The organism is Streptomyces sp. NPDC001750, assembly GCF_042892615.1.
Taxonomy (GTDB): domain Bacteria; phylum Actinomycetota; class Actinomycetes; order Streptomycetales; family Streptomycetaceae; genus Streptomyces.
In genome coordinates this window covers 105,569-128,955 of the sequence record NZ_JBIAUE010000006.1, presented here as the reverse complement: position 1 = coordinate 128,955, position 23,387 = coordinate 105,569, and the positions used below count along the sequence as shown (strand labels likewise).

Genomic DNA, 23,387 nt, shown 5'->3' with positions numbered 1-23,387 from the left:
GCCGGGCGCCCGGGGGTACGGACCCGGCCGACGGCACAGGTCAGGAGCCGTCCGCCACCAGTCCCGTCGGTTCCTCGTCCGCGTCGTCCTCGTCGAAGACGGAGCTGACGTCGAAGCGGCACACCACGAGTTGCGGATCCGCGTCCTCGAACGGCGCGTCGAGCCACTCCCCCGCCTCCGGCGGCTCCTCCACGGCCGTGACCCAGAGCGTGGAGTCCCCTTCCTCCAACCCGAACTCGGCGTGCCGGGAGGCGATCTCGTCCGGTTCGTACTCCCCGAACAGCACTCCGAGGGCCGCGTGCACGCTGGAGCCGACGACCGCGGCGCTCCCGGTGGCCCGGTCGTCGGGATCGAGGTCGGCGATCCGCTGTGCCTGTGCGAACAGCCGCGGCGGCTCCACCACGGCGTAGTCCCGCCGGATCAGAACGCTGAGCGCGTTCGGTTCCTCGGGGCCGGTGTACGGCGGCAGGGAGCCGTCCGCACCCGGGATCTCGAAGGGGGTGACCTCGTCGTAGCGGTCGTAGAGCAGTTCGTCGTAGACCTCGGCGGCGGCGGCCAGTGCGTTGAACGCGTCGTAGACGGCGGGATCGTCGTCCCCCGTCCGGCGCTCGACCGCGTCGAGGTGACGGTCGAGCGCGGCTTTGATGGCTTCGGCGGCGGCGCGTACCTCGGCAGCGGTGGGCTGCGCAGCATCAGACATGGTGCAGACGCTATCCGTACCGGGCCTCTGCCCGCACAATGGATGCGATGCCGGAATACGAATTTGTCGATGTGTACGTACCGCGCGGGGTGTCCCGGAAGGAGACCGCACGCCTGCTGACCGACCATGCCGAGTACGGGTACTGGGAACTGGACCGACTGACGCTGCGCCACGACGGCAGCCGCAGGGTGCGACTGCGACGGCGGATCATCCGCCAGCTCCGCGCCACCTGGTGAGAGGGGCGGGCCCCGCTGTCGCGGGTCCCGCCCCTCTCGCTTCGCCGCCCCGGTCCGTTACGCGGACAGGCGGGCGCGGCGGTAGAACACCGCCCCGGCACCCGCCAGCAGCAGGCCCGCGCTCGCCGGGATCAGCAGTCCGGCACCTCCCGCCCCGGTGTGGGCGAGCTGGGGCACGTTCCGCGCCTCGGGCACGTTCGGCACCTCCCGCGGACCCGGCACCGGCGGCTTGTGCTCGGTGACCGGGGTGACCGGCGTGACCGGCGTGACCGGCTTGACCGGCTTGACCGGCTTGACCGGCTTGACCGGCGGTGTGACGGCGTCCGTGCCGTTCCCGCATTCGTTGCCGAAGGTGGGATTGAGCAGTCCGCCGATGGTGACGCTGTTCCCGCAGACGTTCACGGGAATGTCGATCGGCGCCGAGACGCTGTTCCCGGACAGCACGCCCGGTGAACCCTTTGCGACGGCCTGGGCCGTCGCCCCGCCGTCGATCGGGGCCCGGTGCTTGCCCGTTCCCGGCCGACTCGCCTGGGTGAGGTCGCCGGACACCTGGCTGCCGGAGGCGTGCTTGCCCGCGGAGGCCCCCTGCGAACCGTTTCCACAGGTGTTCCCGAACGCGGGGTTGATCAGCGCCACGACGTCCACGGAGTTTCCGCAGACGTTGACCGGGACGTCGACCGGGATCTGGACGGAATTCCCCGAAAGCACCCCCGGGGAATTCGCCGTGCCGCCGGACGCCCCCGCGTCCGCGTGCGCGTACCCACCGCTCAGCGCGAGCGCACCGCCCGCCGCCGCCATGGTGATCAGGCCCTTGCGCGTGACCTGTCGCATAACTTCTTTCCTGCCTTCTGCCTTCCGGAATACCCCCGGACTCGATCGAGCGGGGGCGGATTACCCAGCAGCCCCGGAGTGCATGACGTGCACTCCGGGGCCGACCGGATTCAAACCCTCACGGGTTGACCCATCAACGTCAGGCGTTGACGCAGGGGTTGCCGAAGGTGGGGTTCAGCAGCCCGATGATGTCGACCGTGTTGCCGCACAGGTTGATCGGGGCGTGCACGGGCACGTGGATGACGTTGCCCGAGACGACACCCGGGTTGCCGACGGCGGCGCCCTGGGCACCGGAGTCCGCGACGGCCATGCCCGCGCCCGAGAGCACCAGACCACCGGTCACGGCCGCAGCAGCGACGACCTTCTTGATCATTAGTTTCCTCCTAGTTGGCAATGCGGTCCCAGCCGCGGACCGCATCACCTGTAACGAGGACGAGCTAATCGGGCTACGAGCGTATGGTTCCTTTCACTCGTTCCGGGCAGATGCGCACACGTTGGCGAATATTTGCGTGACGCAGAGGCGGACCGGTGTCACTCGTCCCTGCTCGGAGGCGGCGCGGGCTCAGCAGTTGTCGATGAAACGGTCGAGCACCCGCACGCCGAACTTGAGGCCGTCCACCGGCACCCGCTCGTCCACGCCGTGGAACATGCCCGCGAAGTCGAGCTCCGGGGGCAGCTTCAGCGGGGCGAACCCGAAGCACCGGATGCCGAGGTCGTCGAAGGACTTGGCGTCGGTACCGCCCGAGAGCATGTAGGGGACCGCACGCGCGATCGGGTCCTCGGCCTTGAGGGCCACCTGCATCGCCTCGACGAGCGAGCCGTCGAAGCTGGTCTCCAACGCCTTGTCCGTGTGCACGTCCTCCCGCTTCACCCGGGGGCCGAGGATGCGGTCCAGATCGGCCAGGAACTCCTCCTCGAAGCCGGGCAGGAAGCGGCCGTCGACGTGGGCCACGGCCTGTCCGGGGATGACGTTCACCTTGTAGCCGGCGCCGAGCATGGTGGGGGCCGCGGAGTTGCGGAGCGTGGCGCCGACCATCTTGGCGATGCCGTTGAGCTTGGGAAGCGTGGCCTCCATGTTCTCCGGGTCGAGCGGAACGCCGAGCGCGTCGGACAGCTCGTCGAGGAAGGACCGCACGGTCTTGGTGACCCGGACCGGCCAGTTGTGCCGCCCGAGCCGTCCGACCGCCTCGCACAGCTCGGTGATCGCGTTGTCGTCGTTGGTCATCGAGCCGTGACCGGCGGTGCCGTCCACGGTGAGCCGCATCCAGTGCATGCCCTTCTCGGCCGTCTCGACGAGGTAGAGCCGCAGCTTCTCGTTCACCGTGAAGGAGAAGCCGCCGACCTCGCCGATCGCCTCGGTGACGCCCTCGAAGAGACCGGGGTGCTTGTCCACGAGATACCGCGCCCCGTACGTGCCGCCCGCCTCCTCGTCGGCGAGGAACGCCAGCACGATGTCACGCGGGGGCTTGCGGCCGCTGCGCAGCCGGTCGCGGACGACCGCGAGGGTCATCGCGTCCATGTCCTTCATGTCGACCGCGCCCCGGCCCCACACGCAGCCGTCCGCCACCTCGCCGGAGAACGGATGGTGGGTCCAGTCGTGGGCGTTGGCCGGCACCACGTCCGTGTGCCCGTGGATGAGCAGCGCGGGACGGGACGGGTCCTCGCCCTCGATCCGGGCGACGGTCGAGGCCCGGCCCTTGTGGGACTCGATGATCTGCGGCTCCAGCCCGACCTCGGCCAGCTTCTCCGCGACGTACTCGGCGGCGCCGCGCTCCCCCGGTCCCGAGTGGTCCCCGTAGTTGCTGGTGTCGATGCGGATCAGGTCACGACAGAGGTCCACGACCTCGTCCTCGCCCGGGACGGTCCGGGCCGTGTTGGTCTCGCTCACACTGCTTCCTTCCACTGTCGCTGTGTCCCTCCCCCTCATCCTCTCCCGCCCTGTCCGCCCGCCCAAGGCCCTCCGCCTCTCGTCATGTGCCCTTCACACTCCCCGGCGTGATCGAGCACCCCCGGATGTTTGCTATTGTTTTCCACGTCGGAACGGGCGAGGCCCGCACGACAAACACCTGGTCCGGGTGGCGGAATGGCAGACGCGCTAGCTTGAGGTGCTAGTGCCCTTTATCGGGCGTGGGGGTTCAAGTCCCCCCTCGGACACCAATGAAACCCCAGCTCAGCTGGGGTTTTCTGCTATTTCGGGCAGGGGCACGGGAGCGCACGGGCCCGGCACGCCGTCCGTCGACGTCCCGGGCCCCGGCTCCCCCCGGTTACGCGAGCGCCTCGGCCAGCAGGGCGGCGGTCCTGGCCACCAGCGCGTTGTCGGCCGGCGCGTCCTCCTCGTACCTGGTCGTCAGGACGGCCATCACGATCGGAGCGCCGCCCGGAGGCCAGGTGATGCCCACGTCGTTGCTGCCGCCGTACCGGCCGCCGCCGGTCTTGTCGGCGACGGTCCAGTCGGCGGGCAGACCGGCGCGGAACCGCTCGTCGCTGGTGGTGTTGCCCAGCAGCCAGCCGGTGAGGAGGCGCCGGTCCCGGGGCGAGAGCGCGTCGCCGAGCGTGAGGTTCGCGTAGGTGCGGCCGATGGCGCGCGGGGTGGTGGTGTCGGTGACACGCCACGGCTCCGCCGAGTTCAGTTCGGGCTCCCAGCGGTCGAGCCGGGTGCGGCCGTCCCCGGTCGAACGGCAGAAGCGGGTGATGGCGGTCGGCCCGCCCAGCTCCCGCAGGAGCAGGTTGCCCGCGGCGTTGTCGCTGTGGCGGATGGCCGCGTCGCACAGTGCCTCGACGGTCATACCGCGGGCGATGTTCTCCTCCTCGCCGGTGATCGGGCAGTACCCGGAGTCCTCCGCGTACCGGCGGGTGTAGTGGATGCGCTCGGCCAGGAACTCGCCGTCGTGGTCGAGGTCGCGCAGCACGGCCGCGGCGGCGATCGTCTTGAACAGCGAGCACATCGGGAAGCGCTCGTCCGCCCGGTAGGCCACCGTTCTCCGCGTGCGTGTGTCGTGGGCGTACACGCCGAGCCGGGCGCCGTGCTCCCGCTCCAGTCGTGCCAGGCGCGAGGCGACGGTGCCGCCGGTCGAGGCGTACGCGGTGCCGCCGAGTGCGAGGGGCAGGGCGGCGGAGAGCGCCGCGCCGGCGCCCAGGGCGAGCGCGGTACGGCGGGACGGGCGTGGTCCTGTGGGGTGCAAGGCGTTCCCTTCTCCGGTGATCACGACATCCCCCGAATACTCCGACACGCAGTCGGCCGCCGAACGGTTCCGTCCGGTCGAATGCGGAGCGGTGGGCACGGGCCGTGCCCCGCCTGCCGCGTGCGCGAGGGTCCGGTCGGCCGCGTCGTCTTCCCGGGCGGAGCGGGCCCGCGCTCCGTCCCGCGGGGCGGGGGCGGTGGCCCGGCGGGCCCGGACGACCGGGGATACTGGGCGAGCGCCCCGACGAGGACACGAGGAGTCCGTGCCATGCCCACCGCCGTACCGGACGGCGCGCCCCGGTGAGGGGACGCGCGAAGCCCCCGCCCGCGCCGCTGCCCCAGCGGGACGGGATCGATCCGGTGCGGGTGCGGCTTCCGGAGGACCCGGAGGGGCGGTGGGCGACGGTCGGGGATCATCTGCGGGCACGGTTCGCGGGCGCGATCGGGGCTGCGCGGGTGGACGCCATGTTCGCCGAGGGGCGGTTCGTGTCCGTGCGCGGTCCCGTGTCCGCCGACGAGCCGTACGCCGCGGGGCGGTACCTCTGGTTCCACCGGGACTTCGCGGCGGAGGAGCCGGTGCCGTTCCCGGTCGGGGTCGTCCATCGCGACGCGCATCTCGTCGTCGCCGACAAGCCGCACTTCCTTGCGACGACGCCGCGCGGACGTCATGTCACCGAGACGGCGGTGGCCCGGTTGCGCCGCGAGCTGGACATGCCCGCGCTGCAGCCCGCGCACCGGCTGGACCGGCTGACCGCGGGACTGGTCCTGTTCGTGGTGCGGCCCGAGGAGCGGGGCGCGTACCAGACGCTGTTCCGGGACCGGCTGGTGCGCAAGGAGTACGAGGCGGTGGCGCCGTACGATCCCGGGCCGGCCCTGCCCCGGACCGTGCGCAGCCGGATCGTGAAGGAGCGCGGGGTCGTCGCCGCGCGTGAGGAGCCGGGCGAGCCGAACAGCGAGACCCGGATCGAGCTGCTGGAGCACCGGGCGGGTCTCGGCCGCTACCGGCTGCTGCCCGCCACCGGACGCACCCACCAGCTGCGGGTCCATATGAACGGGCTGGGGCTGCCGTTGGTCAATGACCCGGTCTATCCGGTGGTCGAGGCAGACGGCCAGGCCGACGACTGGTCGCACCCGCTCCAACTGCTCGCGCGCGTACTGGAGTTCACCGATCCGGTCACGGGCGAGCCGCGCCGCTTCGAGAGCGGGCTGCGGCTCTGCGCGTGGCCGGAACGGTGACCGGCGGGCCGTACCGGTCCGGGGCCGGGTGACCTCCGCGGGCCCGGACCGGTGTGCGCCGCCCGGCCTCAGTGGCCGCGGGCGATCCACTCGTCGAGGTGCGGGGTCTCCGAGCCGATGGTGGTGGAGTCGCCGTGTCCGGTGCGGACGGTGGTCTCCGGGGGCAGGGTGAACAGCCGTTCCCTGATCGAGTCGATGATCGTGGGGAAGTGAGAGAAGGAGCGTCCGGTGGCTCCCGGGCCGCCCCGGAAGAGCGTGTCGCCGGTGAAGACGGTGGTCAGCCCGGGGGCGTACAGGCAGACGGCGCCGGGCGCGTGGCCCGCGGTGTGCAGGACCGTGAGCGTCGTGCCGGCGATCCGCAGCTCCTGACCGTCGGTCAGTTCGCCGTCCGGGGCGCGGTCCGGGTGGGTGCGCCTCCACAGCGGCAGGTCGTCGGGGTGCAGCAGGATCGGTGCGCCGGTGGCGGCGGCGAGGGCCGGGGCCGCGTCGATGTGGTCGTTGTGCGCGTGCGTGCACACGATGGCACGCAGGGCACGGCCGTTCAGCGCGGTCTCGATGGCGTCGGCGTCGTGGGCGGCGTCGATGACGATCGCCTCGGTGTCGTCGCCGACGATCCAGACGTTGTTGTCGACGTCCCACTCCCCGCCGTCGAGGGCGAAGGTGCCGGAGGTGACGAGGTGGTCGATGCGGGCGGCCATCAGAGGACCACCACCGAGCGCAGCACGTCGCCCTCGTGCATCCGGGCGAACGCCTTCTCGACATCGCCGAGTCCGATGGTCTCGGTGACGAACGCGCCGAGGTCGATGCGGCCCTGCTGGTGCAGATCGACGAGCATCGGGAAGTCGCGCGAGGGCAGGCAGTCGCCGTACCAGGAGGACTTGAGCGAGCCGCCGCGGCCGAAGACGTCGAGCAGCGGCAGCTCCAGCCGCATCTCCGGGGTGGGGACGCCGACCAGGACGACGGTGCCCGCGAGATCGCGGGCGTAGAACGCCTGCTGGTACGTCTCGGGGCGGCCGACCGCCTCGATGACGACGTCCGCGCCGTTGCCGCCGGTCAGCGAGCGGATCGCCTCGACCGGGTCGGTGGAACGGGAGTTGACGGTGTGGGTGGCACCCATCGACTTCGCCGTCTCCAGCTTGCGGTCGTCGACGTCCACCGCGATGATCCGCGCCGCTCCGGCCAGCCGGGCGCCGACGATCGCCGCGTCGCCGACACCGCCGCAGCCGATCACGGCGACCGAGTCGCCGCGGCCGACCTGGCCGGTGTTGAGGGCGGCGCCGATGCCCGCCATGACGCCGCAGCCGAGGAGTCCGGCGACGGCCGGGGAGACCTCGGGGTCGACCTTGGTGCACTGGCCGGCGGCGACCAGGGTCTTCTCGGCGAACGCGCCGATGCCGAGGGCCGGGGAGAGTTCCGTGCCGTCGAGCAGCGTCATCTTCTGCTTCGCGTTGTGGGTGTCGAAGCAGTACCAGGGCCGGCCGCGCAGACACGCCCGGCACTGGCCGCACACCGCTCGCCAGTTGAGGATGACGAAGTCGCCGGGCGCGACGTCCGTGACGCCCTCGCCGACGGACTCGACCACGCCGGACGCCTCGTGTCCGAGGAGGAACGGGAACTCGTCGTTGATACCGCCCTGCTTGTAGTGCAGATCGGTGTGGCAGACGCCGCACGCCTGGATCTTCACCACGGCCTCGCCGGGGCCCGGGTCCGGGATCACGATGGTCTCGACCCGTACCGGCTCGTTCTTCCCCGGTGCGATGACCCCTTGCACCTGCTGCGACATACCGCGGTCTCCTGTTTCCGTCATTTCGTGAAGATCGAACACGAACAACCGTACGCCCCGAAAGGGTGTCACGGCGGCGCGCCGCGTTGGCGCGAAACGGCCGCCGTCCACCCAGTGGGATGTACCGGTTTCGGTCAGATGGGGCGTTGTGGTGAACTGCGGCACCATTCTCCGCGGTCCTTCGATGCAGAGGGACCACGGGGCCGATACCTGCGGGGGCAGGGGTCCCGTGGTCCACCGACAAATGATCTATGGATCACGGGGGATGTGCCTTGACCGAGATCGCCGAGTTCACGGAGAAGACCGGCCGGCGGACCGACACGGCGGGAACCGACGCGGTGACGGCCGCGGCACCGGCCGACGCGGCCCGGACCGACGCGGTGGCGCCGGAGGCCGGGGCGGCCGTGCCGGCGGCGCGGGTGGGCGGGCTCGTGCCGTACGCCGACCCGTTGCCCGTACCACCGGTGCTGCGCCCGCGGAGCGACGACCCGCTCCACGAGACCGAGATCGCCGTGTCGCCCACCTGGGTACGGATGCACTCGCAGCTGCCGCCGACCCTGATGTGGGGGTACGACGGGATGGTGCCGGGGCCGACCATCGAGGTGCGGCGCGGGGAGCGGATCAGGATCGCCTGGACGAACCGGGTGCCCGAGGGGAGCGAGTACCCGGTGACCGCCGTGGAGGTCGGTCCGGTGGGTCCGGGCGAGACGGCCCCGCACAACCGGCCGGGACGCGACGGCGTCGAGCCGGACGCGGACGTCGCCGCGCTGCCCGCCTGGACGGTGACCCACCTGCACGGCGCGCAGACCGGCGGCGGGAACGACGGCTGGGCGGACAACGCCGTCGGTTCCGGCGACGCCCAGTTGTCGGAGTACCCGAACGACCACCACGCCGCCCACTGGTGGTACCACGACCACGCCATGAACATCACCCGGTGGAACGTGTACGCCGGGCTCGTCGGCACCTACCTGGTCCGGGACGACGAGGAGGACACGCTCGGTCTGCCGTCCGGCGACCGGGAGGTGCCGCTGATCCTCGCCGACCGCAATCTGGACACCGACGAGGACGGACGGCCGAACGGACGGCTGCTGCACAAGACCACCGTGGTCGTCGCGGCCGACCCGGAGACCGGAAAGCCGGTGTCGCTGCCGTTCCTGGGCCCGTACACGACGGTCAACGGCCGTATCTGGCCGCACTTCGACGTGGACGATGCCTGGTACCGGTTCCGGCTGGTCAACGCCTCCAACGCCCGGATCTACGATCTGGTGCTGCTGGACGACGCGAACGAGCCGGTGCCGGGCGTGATCCGGCAGATCGGCAGCGACGGCGGGCTGCTGGCGCGCCCGGTGCCGGTCGACTTCGACGAATCGATGCCGGCGCTGACGATCGCACCGGCCGAGCGGATGGACCTGCTGATCGACTTCTCGGCGCTGGCCGGGCGACGGGTCCGCCTGGTCAACCGGGGCAGGCTCGGGCCGGGGGTGCCGGACCCGGCGTCCAGCGTGCCGTTCCCGCAGGTGATGGAGTTCCGGGTACGGGAGACCGGGCGGCGGGACGCCTTCGTGCCGCCGGAGGTGCTGTCGGGTTCCTTCCGCCGGTACGAGCACAGCCTGGTGGAGCACGGGCACCGGCTCGTCGTGCTGACCCCGCCCGGCACGGTCGGGGGCGGCGGCCACCCGGAGATCTGGGAGATGGCGGAGGTCGAGGACGCGTCCGGGGTGCCGGTGCCGTCGGACGGCATCGTCCAGGTGCGGGGCGAGGACGGCACGGTGCGCACGTACCGCAGGATCGCCCGGACCTTCAACGACGGGCTCGGGTTCACGGTCGGCGAGAACACGTACGAGCAGTGGTCGTTCCTCAACCTGGGCGCCCCGACCCATCCCATGCACATCCACCTGGCGGACTTCCAGGTCCTCGGCCGGGAGGCGTACACGGTGGACGGCTTCGACACCGCGATCGGCGGCACCCGCTCCCCCGTGGCGTTCGACCACGGCACCAAGATCCCGGTGCCGCCGAACGAGCAGGGCTGGAAGGACGTCTTCCGGGTGCCGCAGGGGCAGTTGGTGAAGGTGCTCGGCAACTTCGACGGCGGGTACGGGCGGTTCATGTACCACTGCCATCTGCTGGAGCACGAGGACATGGGCATGATGCGGCCGTTCGTCGTGATGCCGCCGGAGGCGCTCAAGTTCGACCACGGCGCCGGGCACGGCGGCCACGGCCCGGGGCACGGCGTCTGACCCGGTCGCGAACGACGGCCCCCGCGGGAGCGCCGACGCCGTCCCGGTGACGCGTCGGCCGCTTCGGGCCTGTCGTCGGACCGCCGCCGCACGGACGGCGGGCGACGACCCGACGGCAGGTCCCGGCGGGGGCCGCCGTGTGTCCGGGCGGGGTCAGGGCGCGAGCACGTCCAGCTCGTGCAGGGCGCCCACCGCGATCTCCTTCGTCAGCCGCTCCGCCGCTTCCGCGTCCCCCTCGCGCACCGCCTCGGCGACCCGGACGTGGAGGGTGACCGCCGCCGGGTCGGGGTCCTCGAACATCACGTGGTGGTGGGTGCGGCCGGCCAGGATCTCGGCGACGACGTCGCCGAGCCGCGCGAACATCTCGTTGCCGGAGGCGTCGAGCACGATCCGGTGGAACGCGATGTCATGCTCCAGATAGCCCTCCAACTGCCGGCCGCGCGAAGTGGCGACCATGCCCAGCGCGCACTCCGTGAGGGCCGCGCACTGCTCGGGGGTCGCGTTGCGGGCGGCGAGTCCCGCCGCCACCGGCTCGATCGCCGACCGCAGCACGGTCAGGGAGCGCAGCTGGCGCGGGCGGTCGGCACCGGCCAGCCGCCACCGGATGACCTGCGGGTCGTACACGTTCCACGCCTCGGTCGGCCGCACGGTGACGCCGACGCGGCGCCGCGACTCGACCAGGTGCATGGACTCCAGGACGCGGACCACCTCGCGCACGACCGTCCGGGAGACGTCGAAGCGCCGGGCCAGTTCTTCGGTGCGCAGTACCTGCCCGGGACGGTGCTCCCCGGCGGCGATCTCCAGACCCAGGGTGTCCAGCACATGTGTATGCAGCCCGGGGCCCTGTGTGGTCATGGGGACAGATTACGGGGCACCCTCGGAGACCGAAAAGTACGACGTTTATGTCACAACATCTTGAATATGTCGTACGTATACGTTTCAGTAGCGCGACGGACCGATGTCGAGGAAGACGTCGAAGAGAACAGCGAGGCCACCAATGAGCACCCCCCACGTCGTCGTGGTGATGGGCGTCGCAGGGACCGGCAAGACCACGATCGGCCCCCTGCTCGCCGCCGAACTGGGCGTTCCGTACGCCGAGGGCGACGACTTCCACCCCGCGGCGAACGTCGCCAAGATGTCGGCGGGCATCCCGCTGGACGACACGGACCGGTGGCCCTGGCTCGATGCGATCGGCCGGTGGGCCCACGGCCGGGCGGGGCTCGGCGGGGTGGTGAGCAGCTCGGCGCTCAAGCGGGTCTACCGGGACCGGCTGCGGGCCGAGGCGCCCGGCGCGGTCTTCCTGCACCTGACCGGGGACCGCGCCCTGATCGGGGCCCGCATGGCGGAGCGCAAGGGCCACTTCATGCCCACCGCGCTGCTCGACTCGCAGTTCGCCACCTTGGAGCCGCTCCAGGCGGACGAGGCAGGTGTCTCGGTCGACGTGTCCGGCACCCCTGAAGAAATCACCCAGCGAGCCGTCGCCGCACTGCGGCGGCTCGACGACTAAGGACCACCACCGTGACCAGTCTCAGCGTCGAGACGCTGGCAGCGGACGCCGTCGAACCAATCACTTCGGCGGGCAACGCGCAGTTGGGCATCGCCGTACTGGCGGGCATCGCCGTCATCGTCCTGCTCATCACCAAGTTCAAGGTGCACGCCTTCCTCGCGTTGACCATCGGGTCGCTGGCGCTCGGTTCGTTCGCCGGGGCCGCAGCGGACAAGACGATCGCCAGCTTCACCACGGGGCTCGGCTCCACCGTGTCGGGTGTCGGGGTCCTCATCGCGCTCGGCGCCATCCTCGGCAAGCTGCTCGCCGACTCCGGCGGCGCGGACCAGGTCGTCGACACGATCCTCGCGAGGGCGAGCGGGCGGGCCATGCCGTGGGCGATGGTGCTGATCGCCTCGGTCATCGGCCTGCCGCTGTTCTTCGAGGTCGGGATCGTGCTGCTGATCCCGGTGGTGCTGCTCGTCGCCAAGCGCGGGAACTACTCGCTGATGCGGATCGGCATTCCGGCGCTGGCCGGTCTCTCCGTGATGCACGGTCTGATCCCGCCGCACCCCGGCCCGCTGGTGGCGATCGACGCCCTCGGCGCCAACCTCGGTGTCACGCTCGCGCTGGGTGTGCTGGTGGCGATCCCGACCGTGATCGTCGCGGGTCCGATTTTCTCCCGCTACGCCGCGCGCTGGGTGGACGTCGAGGCGCCGGAGAAGATGATCCCCCAGCGCCCTTCGGAGGAGCTGAACCGCCGTCCGGGCTTCGGCGCCACACTGGCGACGATTCTGCTGCCGGTCGTGCTGATGCTGGTCAAGGCTCTGGTCGACATCGTCGTGGACGACCCGGAGAGCCACCTCCAGCGGGTCACCGACGTGATCGGCTCCCCGTTGATCGCACTTCTGACGGCCGTCTTCGTCGGCATGTTCACACTGGGCCGGGCGGCCGGGTTCACCAAGGGCCGGCTCTCCGGCACCGTCGAGAAGTCCCTCGCCCCGATCGCCGGGGTGCTGCTGATCGTGGGCGCGGGTGGCGGTTTCAAGCAGACCCTCATCGACGTCGGCGTGGGCCAGATGATTCTGGACTTCTCGAAGGACTGGTCCATCCCGGCCCTGCTGCTGGGCTGGCTGATCGCCGTCGCGATCCGGCTCGCGACCGGTTCGGCGACCGTGGCCACCATCTCGGCCGCCGGTCTCGTCGCCCCGCTGGCCGCCGACATGTCGACCGCTCACATCGCGCTGCTGGTCCTCGCCGTGGGCGCGGGCTCGCTCTTCTTCAGCCACGTCAACGACGCCGGGTTCTGGCTGGTGAAGGAGTACTTCGGAATGGACGTCGGTCAGACGATCAAGACCTGGTCGGTGATGGAGACCATCATCTCCGTGGTCGCGCTGGCCTTCATCCTGCCGTTGTCGCTGCTTCTCTAAGGGCTGTCCCGTAATCCGTGGCGGATCAGCGCGCGGCGTCAGATGTGGTGCATCGCAAGACGGAGGGGCGCCCGCATACGGGACGTATGTGGGCGTTCCGACAACGCGGCGAGGTGCCGCGGCTGTCGTCGGGCGCCCGTCAGGGATTGCGGGACAGCCCTTAGTGCCGCGACCGGCAAGGTTTGCTTCGAAATGCCGAGGCGTGCGTCCGGTGCGGGCGCCGTCACCGTCTGCGCGGTTGACCAGCGGGAACGGAGGGCGTGCCGTCCGGCACCGGGTTCGTGAGCGCGTGCCAGACTGAGCGCCATGCCGAACAGTGAACCGCTCAAGCCCTTTCTGCTCGCCTTCCCCGGCCCGCTGCGCGACCGGCTCGTCCGGGCGGTGCTCGACGGCGTGAAGGTGTCGACGACCGGGCTGCTCGCCGAGTACGAGGCGGAGAAGGAGGAGCTGCCCCCGGTGGGTGAGCGCTCCGCGCTGATCGACTCGGACGGCCGTGAGATCGCGGTGCTGGAGGTGACCGAGGTACGGGTGCTGCGCCTCGGCGACATCGATCTGCCGCATGTGATCGACGAGGGCGAGGGGCACGCCTCGGTGGCCGAGTGGCGCGCGGACCACGAGAGGTTCTGGCACGGCGCGGAGATGCGGGAGGCGCTCGGCGACCCGGGCTTCACCGTGGACGACGACACCATGGTCGTCGCCGAACGGTTCCGGGTCGTCGAGCTGTCGGCCCCCGTGGCGGGCACGGCGGAACGGTAGGGGCGGCCGGGCCTCACCCGCCTTCCCGGGAACGCGATCCGGGCCCCGTCCCCGGCCGCGCCCGTGGCCCGTGTTGCGGGCCCCGCCCCGGAGCCGGGCCGGAACCGGACCGGGCCCGCGGACAGGTCAGGAGACCTTCCGGCAGGTCAGGGGCGGCGGGACGGCGCCCGGGCGGCCGGTGCGCGCGAAGCCGGTCCAGGCGGCGCGCATCGCCCGGCCCAGCTCGTCCACCTCGTCCCATCCGGTGTCCCCCAGCATCGGGGACTTCCGCCAGGCGGCCCGGGTGCCCAGGAGCAGGGGCAGTTCCAGGCAGTGGGTGGCACCGAACGGCGAGCCCGCCGGGCGCCAGTCCAGCCGGTAGGCGTGGACCCGGGCCCCGGCGCGCACCAGCCGCTGCCCGAGGGCGGTCAGCGGTTCCTCGTACATCCGGCGGGTCGGTCCGGCCGGGTCGCCGTCCTCGTTCGGCTCGTCGGGGAAGGCCGTCATGTCGTCCGCGTTCCAGCCGTACAGGACGTCCATGCCGCGCACCCCCGCGTCGAGTTCCGCGCCGGGCGTCCGGACCGGTCCGAACGGCGGTTCCAGGGTGGAGCCGGAACGGGCGCGGTGGGCGAGGGCGGTGTCCCGTTGCGCGGCGAGCAGGGCGGCGGGGGCGGCGGTGCGCGGGTCGGCGCCGGGGGCGTGGACCGCGAGCCGTTCGACGAAGAGGCGTCCGAGGGCGGTCGCCTCCGCACGGGGGCGGGTCGCGATCGCCAGCGGGGCGCTCTGCAGGATCGCGCGGTGGAACAGCCCGCGGGCCTCGGGCAGTTCCATCAGCAGCCGGATGGAGAGAGCCCCGGCGGACTGCCCGAAGACGGTGACGTCCGCGGGGTCGCCGCCGTACTCGGCGATGTGCCGGTGCACCCACCGGAGCGCTTCGAGCTGGTCGTAGAGGCCCAGGTCGCCCTCGCAGAGCCCGTCGAGGCAGAGATAACCGAGCGCACCGAGGCGGTAGTTGACGGACACCACCACGACGTCGCCCTCGGCGGCGAGCGCTCCGCCGTCGTACCAGTCCATGAGGCCGCCGCCACTGCTGAAGCCGCCGCCGTGGAACCAGACCATCACCGGCCGCCCCCGGCCGTCGCGGGCGGGCGTGGTGACCGTGAGGCCGAGGCAGTCCTCGCCCTGCGGGCGCCGGTCGAGCGGGGGGCCCATGACCGCGTCGAGCCGGGACGGCGGCTGCGGACAGATCTCGCCGCTCGCCGGGCGGGTGTCGTGCCCGGCCACCGGCCGCGGCCGGCCGAACCGCTCGGCCACGGCGTAGCGGATCGGGCCCGACCGGTGGACCCGGGCACCGGTCCGGTCCGCGCCCTCGCCCGGACCGGACCTCGGCGCGCCGCTCACGCGGCGCTCCCGGGCACCGACTCGGCCGGGACCCGCGCCGGTTCCGGCGCCCCTTCCGGCACCAGCCGGAACAGGGCGACGGCGCCCGCCAGGCTCACCGAGCAGATCGCGACCAGGTACCAGGTCACCCCGGTCGAGGAGCCGCCCGAGTTGAGGAGCGCCGTCGAGATCATGGGGGCGAGACCGCCGCCGAGGATCGCGCCGGCCTGGAGGATGAGCGAGGTGCCGGAGTAGCGGACGTTGACGGGGAAGGTGTCGACGATGATGCTGCCCTGCACGCAGTGGGTGACCGGGATGATCAGGCCCATGCCGAGCAGCGCCACCACCGCGAGCGCGGAGTTTCCGGTGTTCAGCAACGGGAAGAAGGCGACGCACCAGACAAGGATGGCGACGGATCCGCCGATGAACATGGTGCGCCGTCCGTGCCGGTCGGCGATCTTCGTCCACACCGGGATGGTCGCGAACCACAGGGCGGCGGCGACGGTGACGCTCACGATGAGGAACTGCTTGTCGTAGTCGAGGTGCTGGGAGCCGTACGACAGGGTGAAGACCATGAACACGTAGGCGACGGCCGAGTTCGCCACGACGGCGAACAGGGTGAGCGCCAGCCGGGGCAGGCCGACCTTGAAGGACTCCGCCAGCGGGAACCTGACCACCTCGTCGCGGGCACGCGCACGGTCGAACGACGGGGACTCGGTCACCCGCAGCCGGATCAGCAGCCCCACGGCGACGAGCACGAAGCTGAGCAGGAACGGGATGCGCCAGCCCCATGAGGTGAAGGCGGCGTCGCCGACGAGTGCGTTGGTGGTGAGGAAGACGATGTTGGCCAGGACCAGTCCGCCGGGCGTGCCCATCTGCGGGAAGCCGGCGTACAGGTTCTTCTTGCCGCGCGGTGCGTGTTCCATCGACATCAGTGTCGCTCCGGCGCCCTCGCCGCCGAGGCCGATGCCCTGGACGATGCGCAGGGCGACCAGGAGGACCGGGGCCCAGAAGCCGATGGTGTCGTAGTTCGGGATGGCTCCGATGAGGGTGGAACCGATGCCCATCAGCACGAGGGAGACGACCAGCGTCGCCTTGCGGCCGATGCGGTCCCCGTAGTGGCCGAAGACCAGTCCGCCGAGGGGGCGGGCGATGAATCCGACGGCGAAGGTGCTGAACGCGGCGAGGGTGCCGGCGGCGGGGCTCAGCGACGGGAAGAACTGCTGGTTGAAGATGAGTGCCGCGGCCGTGCCGTAGAGAAAGAAGTCGTACCACTCCAGCGTCGTGCCCGCGAGCGTGGCGAGCGCGGTTCTGCCGGCGGTGGCTCGGGCTTCGCCCGGGTTTTCTTCGCGAGGTGAAGTGTTCACGGGGTGACCTATCACTTGGATGGCGGGCTGGGGCGGTTCGCTCCGGACAGCCGCTACGACGGCCTGGCTTCACCCGTCGTTAACGGTGGATCCTGATGCCCTGAGACATGACGCACAAATAACCAATTGGGGACTCGCCATACCTGTTCGGGTATAGCGGAGGTGACCGCTCCGACATCGGCACGTCGACTCGGCCGTCCACCGGCACCGTCCGGCCGGTATGCCGAATCTGCTATACCTCTCCACAGAAATCGCATTTGTACGGCATGACGGCGGGGATCACAGTGGGACCCATGACGGCAGAGACTGGGCGGTGGATCCGCAACTTCGTCGCCGGGCAGTTCGTGGAGCCCGACGAGAACCGCAGCTTCGAGAAGACCGACCCCGCCACCGGCCGGGCGTTCGCCCGGGTGCACGAGGCGGACCGGGAGCTGGTGGACCGTGCCGTGACGGCGGCCCGCCGGGCCCTGCACGACGGGTGGGCGTCGACACCTGTGCGGGAGCGCACGGCGCTGCTGCGGCGGGCGGCGGACCGGATCGAGGAGCGGTTCGAGGAGTTCGTCGCCGCGGAGGTCGCGGACACCGGCAAGCCGGTCGTGCAGGCGCGGGAGCTGGACGTCGCCCGCGCCCTGACGAACTTCCGCACGTTCGCCGACGTGGTGGCCGCCGCCGGGCAGGAGTCCTTCGTCACCGATCTCGCGGACGGCCGTCAGGCGCTCAACTACGCGGTCCGCAAGCCGCTCGGCGTCGTCGCGGTCGTCGTCCCGTGGAACCTGCCCCTCCTGCTGCTGACCTGGAAGGTCGCCCCGGCTCTGGCCTGTGGCAACGCCGTGGTCGTCAAGCCCAGCGAGGAGACCCCGGCCACCGCCGCACTGCTGGCCGAGGTGCTCGCGGAGGTCGGGCTGCCGGCCGGGGTGTACAACGTGGTGCACGGGTTCGGGGGCGGCTCCGCCGGGGAGTACCTGACCTCGCACCCCGGGATCGACGGCGTGACCTTCACCGGTTCGTCCGCGACCGGGTCGCACGTCATGCGGACCGTCGCGCCCCGGGTCCGCCCGGTGTCGTTCGAGCTCGGCGGGAAGAACGCCGCGGTCGTCTTCGACGACGTCGACATCGACGAGGCGCTGAACGGACTGACCAGGTCGGTCTTCACCAACACCGGCCAGGTCTGCCTGTGCACCGAGCGGGTCTACGTCCAGCGCGGGATCTTCGACGACATCGCCCAGGGGCTCGCCGAGCGGGCCCGGGGCCTGCGGCTGGGCGACCCGCTGGACGAGTCGACGACCACCGGCCCGCTGATCTCGCAGGCCCATCGCGAGAAGGTGCTGGGCTACTTCGAGCTGGCCGAGCGGGACGGGGCGAAGGTGCTCGCCGGTGGCGGCGTGCCGCAGCTGGGCCCCGGTCTGGCGGGCGGTTCCTGGATCGAGCCGACGCTGTGGACGGGCCTGACCAACGCGCACCGGGCGGTGCGCGAGGAGATCTTCGGCCCGGTGGCCGCCCTGATCCCCTTCGACACGGAGGAGGAGGCGATCGCTCTGGCCAACGACACGGACTACGGCCTCGCGGCCTCGGTGTGGACCAACGACCTGCGCCGGGGGCACCGGGTGGCGCAGGCGATGAACGTCGGCATGGCCTGGGTCAACACCTGGTTCCTGCGCGATCTGCGCTCCCCGTTCGGCGGCATGGGGCTCTCGGGCATCGGCCGCGAGGGCGGCGAGTCCTCCCTGCACTTCTACACCGAACCGACGAACGTGTGCGTGCAGCTGTGACCGGTCGACGTGGCCGATCGCCCGTGAGCGATCGACGTGGTCCGGTCACCGGTGACCGGGCCCCCGCGACCGGTCGTCACGACCCCGGCCCGCGCCGCGCGGATACGGCACGGGCCCCGAAGGAAAGGAACGACCAGTGATATCGGCGGAACTGACCGGCATCCTGGCGCAACGGCTGGACACGGCGCAGACGTCCCGCAGGGACACCCCCAGTCTCGCCGACGGCCATGAGCTGGACATCGACGACGCCTACGCGGTGCAGGCCGGTCTGCTGGCGCTGCGCGAGGCGCGCGGCGAGCGGATCGTGGGCGTGAAGCTGGGCTTCACCAGCAAGGCGAAGATGGCGCAGATGGGCGTCTCGGACGTGATCGTGGGGCGGCTCACCGACGCGATGCGGATCGCGGACGGCGGCGAGGTGGACCTGTCGCGCTTCATCCACCCGAAGGCCGAGCCGGAGGTGGCGTACCGGATCTCCCGGGACGTGGACCTGGACGACCCGTCGGCGGACATCGTGTCCTGCGTGGACGCGATGGCTCCGGCCATCGAGGTCATCGACTCGCGGTACCGGGACTTCCGGTTCACGTACACCGATGTCGTCGCGGACAACACCTCCGCGTCCGCCTTCGCGATCGGCCCGTGGCGGCCGGTGGAGAACGTCGCCGACCGCGCGGTGCGGCTGCGCACCGGTGGTCAGGAGGCGACGGGCTCGACCGCCGCGATCCTCGGTGACCCGGTGAACGCGCTCCACGCGCTGCTGGACATGGCCCGGCGCCGCCGCATCCCGCTGGAGGCGGGCCAGGTGGTGCTGGCGGGCGCGGCCACGGCGGCGCTGCCGCTGACGGCCGGAATCACCGAGTGCGAGGTGGCGGGCGTCGGGTCCGTCACGATGAAGGGGTGCTGATGAACGGCTCACGGGTGATCGAGGGCAAGGCCGCCCCGCGCGGGCGGTTCCCGCACGTGAAGGTCGTCGGGGACCTGGTGTTCGTATCCGGCACCAGTTCGCGCCGGCCCGACAACACGTTCGTGGGGGTGGAGGCCGACGCGTTCGGCACCACGAACCTGGACATCCGGGCGCAGACCCGGGCGGTGATCGAGAACATCCGCGACATCCTCGCCGAGGTGGGCGCGGAGCTCTCCGACATCGCGCAGATCACCACCTATCTGGTGTCCATGAACGACTTCGGCGGATACAACGAGGTCTACGGCGAGTTCTTCGACGAGCGGGGCCCGACCCGTACGACCGTCGCGGTGCACCAGCTGCCGCATCCCCATCTGCTGATCGAGATCCAGGCCGTCGCGCATCTGCCGCGGCCCCGCACGACCGCCACGGCGCACAGCACGGAGGTGTCCTCATGACCGCCATTCCCCCGGTCATCGATTTCCAGGGCTGGATCACCGAGCACGAGCACCTGCTCAAGCCGCCGGTGAACAACCGCACCATGTCCCTGGGCCAGGACTTCATCGTCCAGGTCGTCGGCGGTCCCAACCAGCGGACCGACTTCCACGTCGACCCGTACGAGGAGTGGTTCTACCAGGTCAAGGGCGACATGCACGTCGACCTGATGACCGATCAGGGGCCGCGGACCGTGCACATCCGGGAGGGCGAGGCCTGGCTGCTGCCCGGCAACGTGCCGCACTCCCCGCAGCGGCCCGACGCCGGTTCGATCGGGCTGGTCATCGAGCGGGTGCGGGAGGAGGGGACCCTGGAGAAGTTCCAGTGGTACTGCCCCGGCTGCTCCGCGCGGATCCACGAGGTGGAGCTCCAGGTGCGGGACATCGTGGCCGACCTGCCGCCGGTCTTCACCGAGTTCTACGGTGACGAGAAGGCGCGTACGTGCCAGGAGTGCGGTGTCCTGCACCCCGGGAAGGGCTGAGCGTGGACCGCACGATCGACATCCACACCCATTACGTCCCGCGCGGCTGGCCGGATCTGACGGCCGAGGCCGGACCGGACGCGCCCTGGCTGCGGATCGAGTCCGAGTCGGACGCCGTGATCATGATGGGCTCCAAGGAGTTCCGGCGGATCCGGTCCGATGCCTGGGACGCCGGGACGCGGCTGCGGGACATGGACGCGGACGGGATACACCGTCAGGTGGTCTCCCCCACCCCGGCGTTCTTCAGCTACGGGCGCGACGGCGCCGAGGCGGCGAAGATAGCGCGCATCTTCAACGATCTCGCGCTGGAGATCGTCGCCCCGGCGCCGGACCGGCTGATCCCGTTCTGCCAGGTGCCGTTGCAGGACCCGGACGCGGCCTGCCGCGAGCTGGAACGCAGCATCGCGGGCGGCCACCGGGGCGTGGAGATCGGCAACCACGTCGGTGACCGGGACCTGGACAGCGAAGGCGTCGTGACCTTCCTCCAGCACTGCGCCGCGCTCGACGTGCCTGTGTTCGTGCACCCCTGGGACATGGCGAGTTCGCCGCGTCTGGACCGGTGGATGGCGCAGTGGCTCACGGCCATGCCCGCCGAGACCCATCTGTCGATCCTCGCCCTGATCCTGGGCGGCGTCTTCGACCGGATCGACGAGCGGCTGAAGATCTGCTTCGCGCACGGCGGCGGGTCCTTCGCCTTCTGGCTCGGCCGGATGGAGAACGCCTGGTACGGCAGGAACGACGTGATCGGCACCTCGGAGCGCCCGCCCTCGCACTACCTGGGCCGGTTCTACGTCGACTCGGTGGTCTTCGACGACCGCGCGCTGCGGCTCCTGGTCGACACGGTCGGCGCGGAGCGGGTGATGGTGGGCAGCGACTACCCGTACCCGCTCGGGGAACGGCCGGTCGGCGAGGTGGTCCGCAAGAGCTCCTTCCTGGACGACCACAGCCGGGAGCTGATCACGTACGGCAACGCGGAACGGTTCCTGGGGCTGGACGGTCCGCAGGGCTGAATGATCACGGAAACCGGCCGGTCCGGGGGCGAACGGCCCCTCGGCCGGCCGGTTTCCGTTGTCGCGGCCCCGGGCGTACGGCATCGGGACCCCGCGGTCGTCGCGGGAGGAGGCGCCCTCACGCCCCGCGGTCCCGGACCAGACCGGCGGCACCGCAATACGACTACCTACCGTCATTCGGAGGTTTCTAATCGTCATGATCATCACACCGTGTTCACCGAACGTATGAGCTAGCGTTCCCCTTCATGATCAACATCTCGCCCACTTCCGACCAGGCCGCTCCCACCGTCGCCGCGCTGACGCGGGCGCTGTTCGGCGAACAACGGGAGAGCCTCCACGAGCCCTGGCGCAAGCTGTTCGGCACCGAGCCGTTCCGCTTCCGGGAAGGGCTTTTGCCCGACGAACGCGCCGCGCTCTCCTACGAGCGTCTGCGTCTGATCAACGACGCGCTCGACAGCCCCGAGGAGTTCGTCGCCGACGTGGAACGCCTCACGGCGCTGCACGAATGGGTCGGGCCGGTGGACGCGGGGCTGGGAACGGTCGCGAGCATCCACTACAACCTCTTCCTCGGCAGCCTCCTCGACCACCCCGCGGGCCCGGACCGCGAGATCGGCGAGTTCGTCGACTTAAGGCGTACGGGAACCTTCCTGTGCACGGAGGCCGGCCACGGCAACAGCGCCGCACAGCTGGAGACCACCGCCACGTACGAACCGGCCTCGCGCGAGTTCGTGCTGCACACGCCCCACGCGGGCGCCCGCAAGTTCATGCCGAACACGAGTCCCACCGGCGGCCCCAAGACCGCCGTCGTCGCCGCCCGTCTCATGACGGACGGGCAGGACCGGGGCGTCTTCCTGTTCCTCACCCCGCTCGGCGACGAGAACGGGCTGCCGACGCCGGGCGTCGACATACGCAGGCTGCCGCAGACCGCCACCGCCCCCGTCGACCACTGCGTCACCTCCTTCGATCAGGTCCGACTGCCGTACGAGGCGCTGCTGCAGGCCGAACACGGGCGCCTCACACCGGAAGGCGTCTTCACCAGCTCGATCGGCAGCCCCCGCAAGCGGTTCCTCCAGTCCATCGGCCGCGTCACCGCGGGCAAGCTCTGCATGAGCGCCTACAGCCTCGGGGTCACCCGTCACGCGCTCGCCGTGGCGGTGCGGCACGCCCACACGAGGCGGACGTCCGGGGTGACGGCGGGCGGCAGCGTTCCGCTGTTCGCCCACCGCAGCCACCACACCCCGCTCCTCGACGCGATCGCCACCACCTACGCGGCGACGTTCCTGCACCGCGCCGCGGTGCGGCGATGGGCGGGGGCCACCGGGCCCGAGCGGGAGGACGCGGAGCGGTTCGCGGCCGTCGCCAAGGGGTGGATCACCTGGCGGGCCCGCGACGTCATGACCGAGTGCCGCGAGCGCTGCGGCGCGCAGGGGCTGTTCCTCGCCAACGGGATCGCGGGGCAGCTCGCCGCCAACGAGGGGACCATCACGGCGGAGGGCGACAACCTCGTCGTCTGGGTCAAGGCCGCCGGCGAGATGCTCCTCGGGCACTTCACCCCGAAGGAGCCCCAGGGCACGCCGCCCGAGGCCCGCGAGCTCGACGACCCGCTCTTCCTCCAGGACCTGCTGGCCGACATCGAGGGCATATGGCACCGGCGCGCACGGACCCGGCTGCGCGGCGGAGCGGCCGGCAACCCCCTCAACCGGTGGAACGCCACGGTCACACCGGCTCTGGAACTGGTCGACGCCCACGCGCACCGCCAGGCGGCCCAGGCTCTCCAGGACGCCGCCGACCAGGCCTCCCACCCCGAGGCACAGCGCCAACTACGTCTGCTGCACCGCCTGTTCGCGCTGCGCCGGGTGGCGGCCCACAGCGGGGACCTGCTCGCCGAGGGACACCTCACCCACGAACAGGTACGGCGGCTCCCGGACGTGGCCGAGTGCGTGGTCGAGGAACTCGCACCCCACGCCATGACCCTCACGGACGGATTCGCCGCCGTGGACGAGGTCCTCCTCGACCACCCCATCAACCGTCCGGACGCGTTCGAGGGCATCCTGCCGCCCCGGTGAGAACCCCTGCCGGTGCGGAGGGCCGGTGCGCGGGACCGGTGCTCGGGACCGGTGCTCCGGGTGGCC

The 23,387-nt window shown here is 71.3% G+C and carries 22 protein-coding genes and 1 tRNA gene; 13 read left to right on the top strand and 10 right to left on the bottom strand.

All coding sequences use genetic code 11. From position 1 onward, the window contains the following. Positions 1 to 40: 40 nt before the first annotated feature. Positions 41 to 700 carry a hypothetical protein gene (locus ACFYY6_RS12535; RefSeq protein ID WP_351522662.1) on the bottom strand — a complete coding sequence of 220 codons (660 nt, stop codon included), beginning with the start codon at positions 698 to 700 and terminating at the stop codon, positions 41 to 43. A 47-nt stretch (positions 701 to 747) separates the two neighbouring features. Between ACFYY6_RS12535 and ACFYY6_RS12530 the strand changes: the two genes are divergently transcribed. After that, positions 748 to 936 (top strand): DUF5703 family protein, encoded by a 189-nt coding sequence (locus tag ACFYY6_RS12530; protein WP_351522664.1) that lies wholly within the window; start codon positions 748 to 750, stop codon positions 934 to 936. Between the two features lie 57 nt (positions 937 to 993). Here the strand turns inward: ACFYY6_RS12530 and ACFYY6_RS12525 are convergent, their stop codons facing one another. The 3 genes from ACFYY6_RS12525 to ACFYY6_RS12515 all read right to left on the bottom strand — a co-directional run bounded on the left by ACFYY6_RS12525 (position 994) and on the right by ACFYY6_RS12515 (position 3,655). After that, positions 994 to 1,767 (bottom strand): chaplin, encoded by a 774-nt coding sequence (locus ACFYY6_RS12525; RefSeq protein WP_386607362.1) that lies wholly within the window; start codon positions 1,765 to 1,767, stop codon positions 994 to 996. 139 nt (positions 1,768 to 1,906) lie between these two features. After that, entirely contained in the window at positions 1,907 to 2,140 is a 234-nt protein-coding gene (locus ACFYY6_RS12520) for a chaplin (protein ID WP_351522668.1), read from the bottom strand. Positions 2,141 to 2,329: 189 nt separating this feature from the next. Continuing rightward, the gene (locus tag ACFYY6_RS12515; protein ID WP_351629326.1) at positions 2,330 to 3,655 is read right to left on the bottom strand and encodes a M20/M25/M40 family metallo-hydrolase; all 1,326 of its coding nucleotides are present in this window, start codon (positions 3,653 to 3,655) and stop codon (positions 2,330 to 2,332) included. Between the two features lie 181 nt (positions 3,656 to 3,836). On the opposite strand from ACFYY6_RS12515, the gene ACFYY6_RS12510 reads away from it, so the two are divergent. Then, positions 3,837 to 3,924 (top strand) — tRNA-Leu (locus ACFYY6_RS12510). A 107-nt stretch (positions 3,925 to 4,031) separates the two neighbouring features. Here ACFYY6_RS12510 and bla read toward each other — a convergent pair. Next, positions 4,032 to 4,949: a class A beta-lactamase gene (gene bla / locus ACFYY6_RS12505; protein WP_351629325.1), complete on the bottom strand. Its 918-nt coding sequence runs from the start codon at positions 4,947 to 4,949 to the stop codon at positions 4,032 to 4,034. Positions 4,950 to 5,248: 299 nt separating this feature from the next. On the opposite strand from bla, the gene ACFYY6_RS12500 reads away from it, so the two are divergent. Further along, positions 5,249 to 6,184 (top strand): pseudouridine synthase, encoded by a 936-nt coding sequence (locus ACFYY6_RS12500; RefSeq protein ID WP_389192980.1) that lies wholly within the window; start codon positions 5,249 to 5,251, stop codon positions 6,182 to 6,184. Positions 6,185 to 6,252: 68 nt separating this feature from the next. Here the strand turns inward: ACFYY6_RS12500 and ACFYY6_RS12495 are convergent, their stop codons facing one another. Further along, entirely contained in the window at positions 6,253 to 6,882 is a 630-nt protein-coding gene (locus ACFYY6_RS12495) for an MBL fold metallo-hydrolase (RefSeq protein WP_351522699.1), read from the bottom strand. Then, on the bottom strand, positions 6,882 to 7,967 hold the full coding sequence (locus ACFYY6_RS12490; protein ID WP_351522701.1) for an S-(hydroxymethyl)mycothiol dehydrogenase: 1,086 nt from the start codon (positions 7,965 to 7,967) through the stop codon (positions 6,882 to 6,884). Before ACFYY6_RS12490 ends, ACFYY6_RS12495 begins: the two co-directional genes overlap by 1 nt. Before the next feature lie 380 nt (positions 7,968 to 8,347). Here ACFYY6_RS12490 and phsA point away from each other — a divergent pair, with 380 nt between their 5' ends. Then, entirely contained in the window at positions 8,348 to 10,204 is a 1,857-nt protein-coding gene (phsA, locus tag ACFYY6_RS12485; protein ID WP_389193137.1) for an O-aminophenol oxidase PhsA, read from the top strand. Between the two features lie 153 nt (positions 10,205 to 10,357). Here the strand turns inward: phsA and ACFYY6_RS12480 are convergent, their stop codons facing one another. Continuing rightward, positions 10,358 to 11,059 (bottom strand): FadR/GntR family transcriptional regulator, encoded by a 702-nt coding sequence (locus tag ACFYY6_RS12480; protein ID WP_389192977.1) that lies wholly within the window; start codon positions 11,057 to 11,059, stop codon positions 10,358 to 10,360. A 142-nt stretch (positions 11,060 to 11,201) separates the two neighbouring features. Here ACFYY6_RS12480 and ACFYY6_RS12475 point away from each other — a divergent pair, with 142 nt between their 5' ends. The 3 genes from ACFYY6_RS12475 to ACFYY6_RS12465 all read left to right on the top strand — a co-directional run bounded on the left by ACFYY6_RS12475 (position 11,202) and on the right by ACFYY6_RS12465 (position 13,876). Beyond that, positions 11,202 to 11,711 (top strand): gluconokinase, encoded by a 510-nt coding sequence (locus tag ACFYY6_RS12475; protein WP_351522704.1) that lies wholly within the window; start codon positions 11,202 to 11,204, stop codon positions 11,709 to 11,711. A gap of 11 nt (positions 11,712 to 11,722) precedes the next feature. Then, complete coding sequence (locus tag ACFYY6_RS12470; RefSeq protein ID WP_389192974.1) at positions 11,723 to 13,120, top strand: gluconate:H+ symporter; 1,398 nt, start codon at positions 11,723 to 11,725, stop codon at positions 13,118 to 13,120. A 306-nt stretch (positions 13,121 to 13,426) separates the two neighbouring features. Continuing rightward, entirely contained in the window at positions 13,427 to 13,876 is a 450-nt protein-coding gene (locus ACFYY6_RS12465; protein ID WP_351519186.1) for an ASCH domain-containing protein, read from the top strand. A 126-nt stretch (positions 13,877 to 14,002) separates the two neighbouring features. Here the strand turns inward: ACFYY6_RS12465 and ACFYY6_RS12460 are convergent, their stop codons facing one another. Both ACFYY6_RS12460 and ACFYY6_RS12455 read right to left on the bottom strand, forming a co-directional pair. Then, complete coding sequence (locus ACFYY6_RS12460; protein WP_389192971.1) at positions 14,003 to 15,256, bottom strand: carboxylesterase family protein; 1,254 nt, start codon at positions 15,254 to 15,256, stop codon at positions 14,003 to 14,005. Beyond that, positions 15,253 to 16,602 carry an MFS transporter gene (locus ACFYY6_RS12455; RefSeq protein ID WP_073787896.1) on the bottom strand — a complete coding sequence of 450 codons (1,350 nt, stop codon included), beginning with the start codon at positions 16,600 to 16,602 and terminating at the stop codon, positions 15,253 to 15,255. Before ACFYY6_RS12455 ends, ACFYY6_RS12460 begins: the two co-directional genes overlap by 4 nt. 293 nt (positions 16,603 to 16,895) lie before the next feature. Between ACFYY6_RS12455 and ACFYY6_RS12450 the strand changes: the two genes are divergently transcribed. The 6 genes from ACFYY6_RS12450 (at position 16,896) to ACFYY6_RS12425 (ending at position 23,321) form a co-directional block, all read left to right on the top strand. Further along, positions 16,896 to 18,371: a 2-hydroxymuconic semialdehyde dehydrogenase gene (locus ACFYY6_RS12450; RefSeq protein ID WP_073787897.1), complete on the top strand. Its 1,476-nt coding sequence runs from the start codon at positions 16,896 to 16,898 to the stop codon at positions 18,369 to 18,371. Between the two features lie 136 nt (positions 18,372 to 18,507). Next, the gene (locus tag ACFYY6_RS12445; RefSeq protein ID WP_351519180.1) at positions 18,508 to 19,272 is read left to right on the top strand and encodes a 4-oxalocrotonate decarboxylase; all 765 of its coding nucleotides are present in this window, start codon (positions 18,508 to 18,510) and stop codon (positions 19,270 to 19,272) included. Next, the gene (locus tag ACFYY6_RS12440) at positions 19,272 to 19,727 is read left to right on the top strand and encodes a RidA family protein (RefSeq protein ID WP_351519179.1); all 456 of its coding nucleotides are present in this window, start codon (positions 19,272 to 19,274) and stop codon (positions 19,725 to 19,727) included. The genes ACFYY6_RS12445 and ACFYY6_RS12440 overlap by 1 nt, the downstream gene beginning before the upstream one ends. Beyond that, the gene (locus ACFYY6_RS12435) at positions 19,724 to 20,245 is read left to right on the top strand and encodes a 3-hydroxyanthranilate 3,4-dioxygenase (RefSeq protein WP_389192967.1); all 522 of its coding nucleotides are present in this window, start codon (positions 19,724 to 19,726) and stop codon (positions 20,243 to 20,245) included. Before ACFYY6_RS12440 ends, ACFYY6_RS12435 begins: the two co-directional genes overlap by 4 nt. A gap of 2 nt (positions 20,246 to 20,247) precedes the next feature. Continuing rightward, the gene (locus tag ACFYY6_RS12430) at positions 20,248 to 21,255 is read left to right on the top strand and encodes an amidohydrolase family protein (RefSeq protein ID WP_351629303.1); all 1,008 of its coding nucleotides are present in this window, start codon (positions 20,248 to 20,250) and stop codon (positions 21,253 to 21,255) included. 245 nt (positions 21,256 to 21,500) lie between these two features. Next, on the top strand, positions 21,501 to 23,321 hold the full coding sequence (locus ACFYY6_RS12425) for an acyl-CoA dehydrogenase (protein WP_386607359.1): 1,821 nt from the start codon (positions 21,501 to 21,503) through the stop codon (positions 23,319 to 23,321). Positions 23,322 to 23,387: the final 66 nt, after the last annotated feature.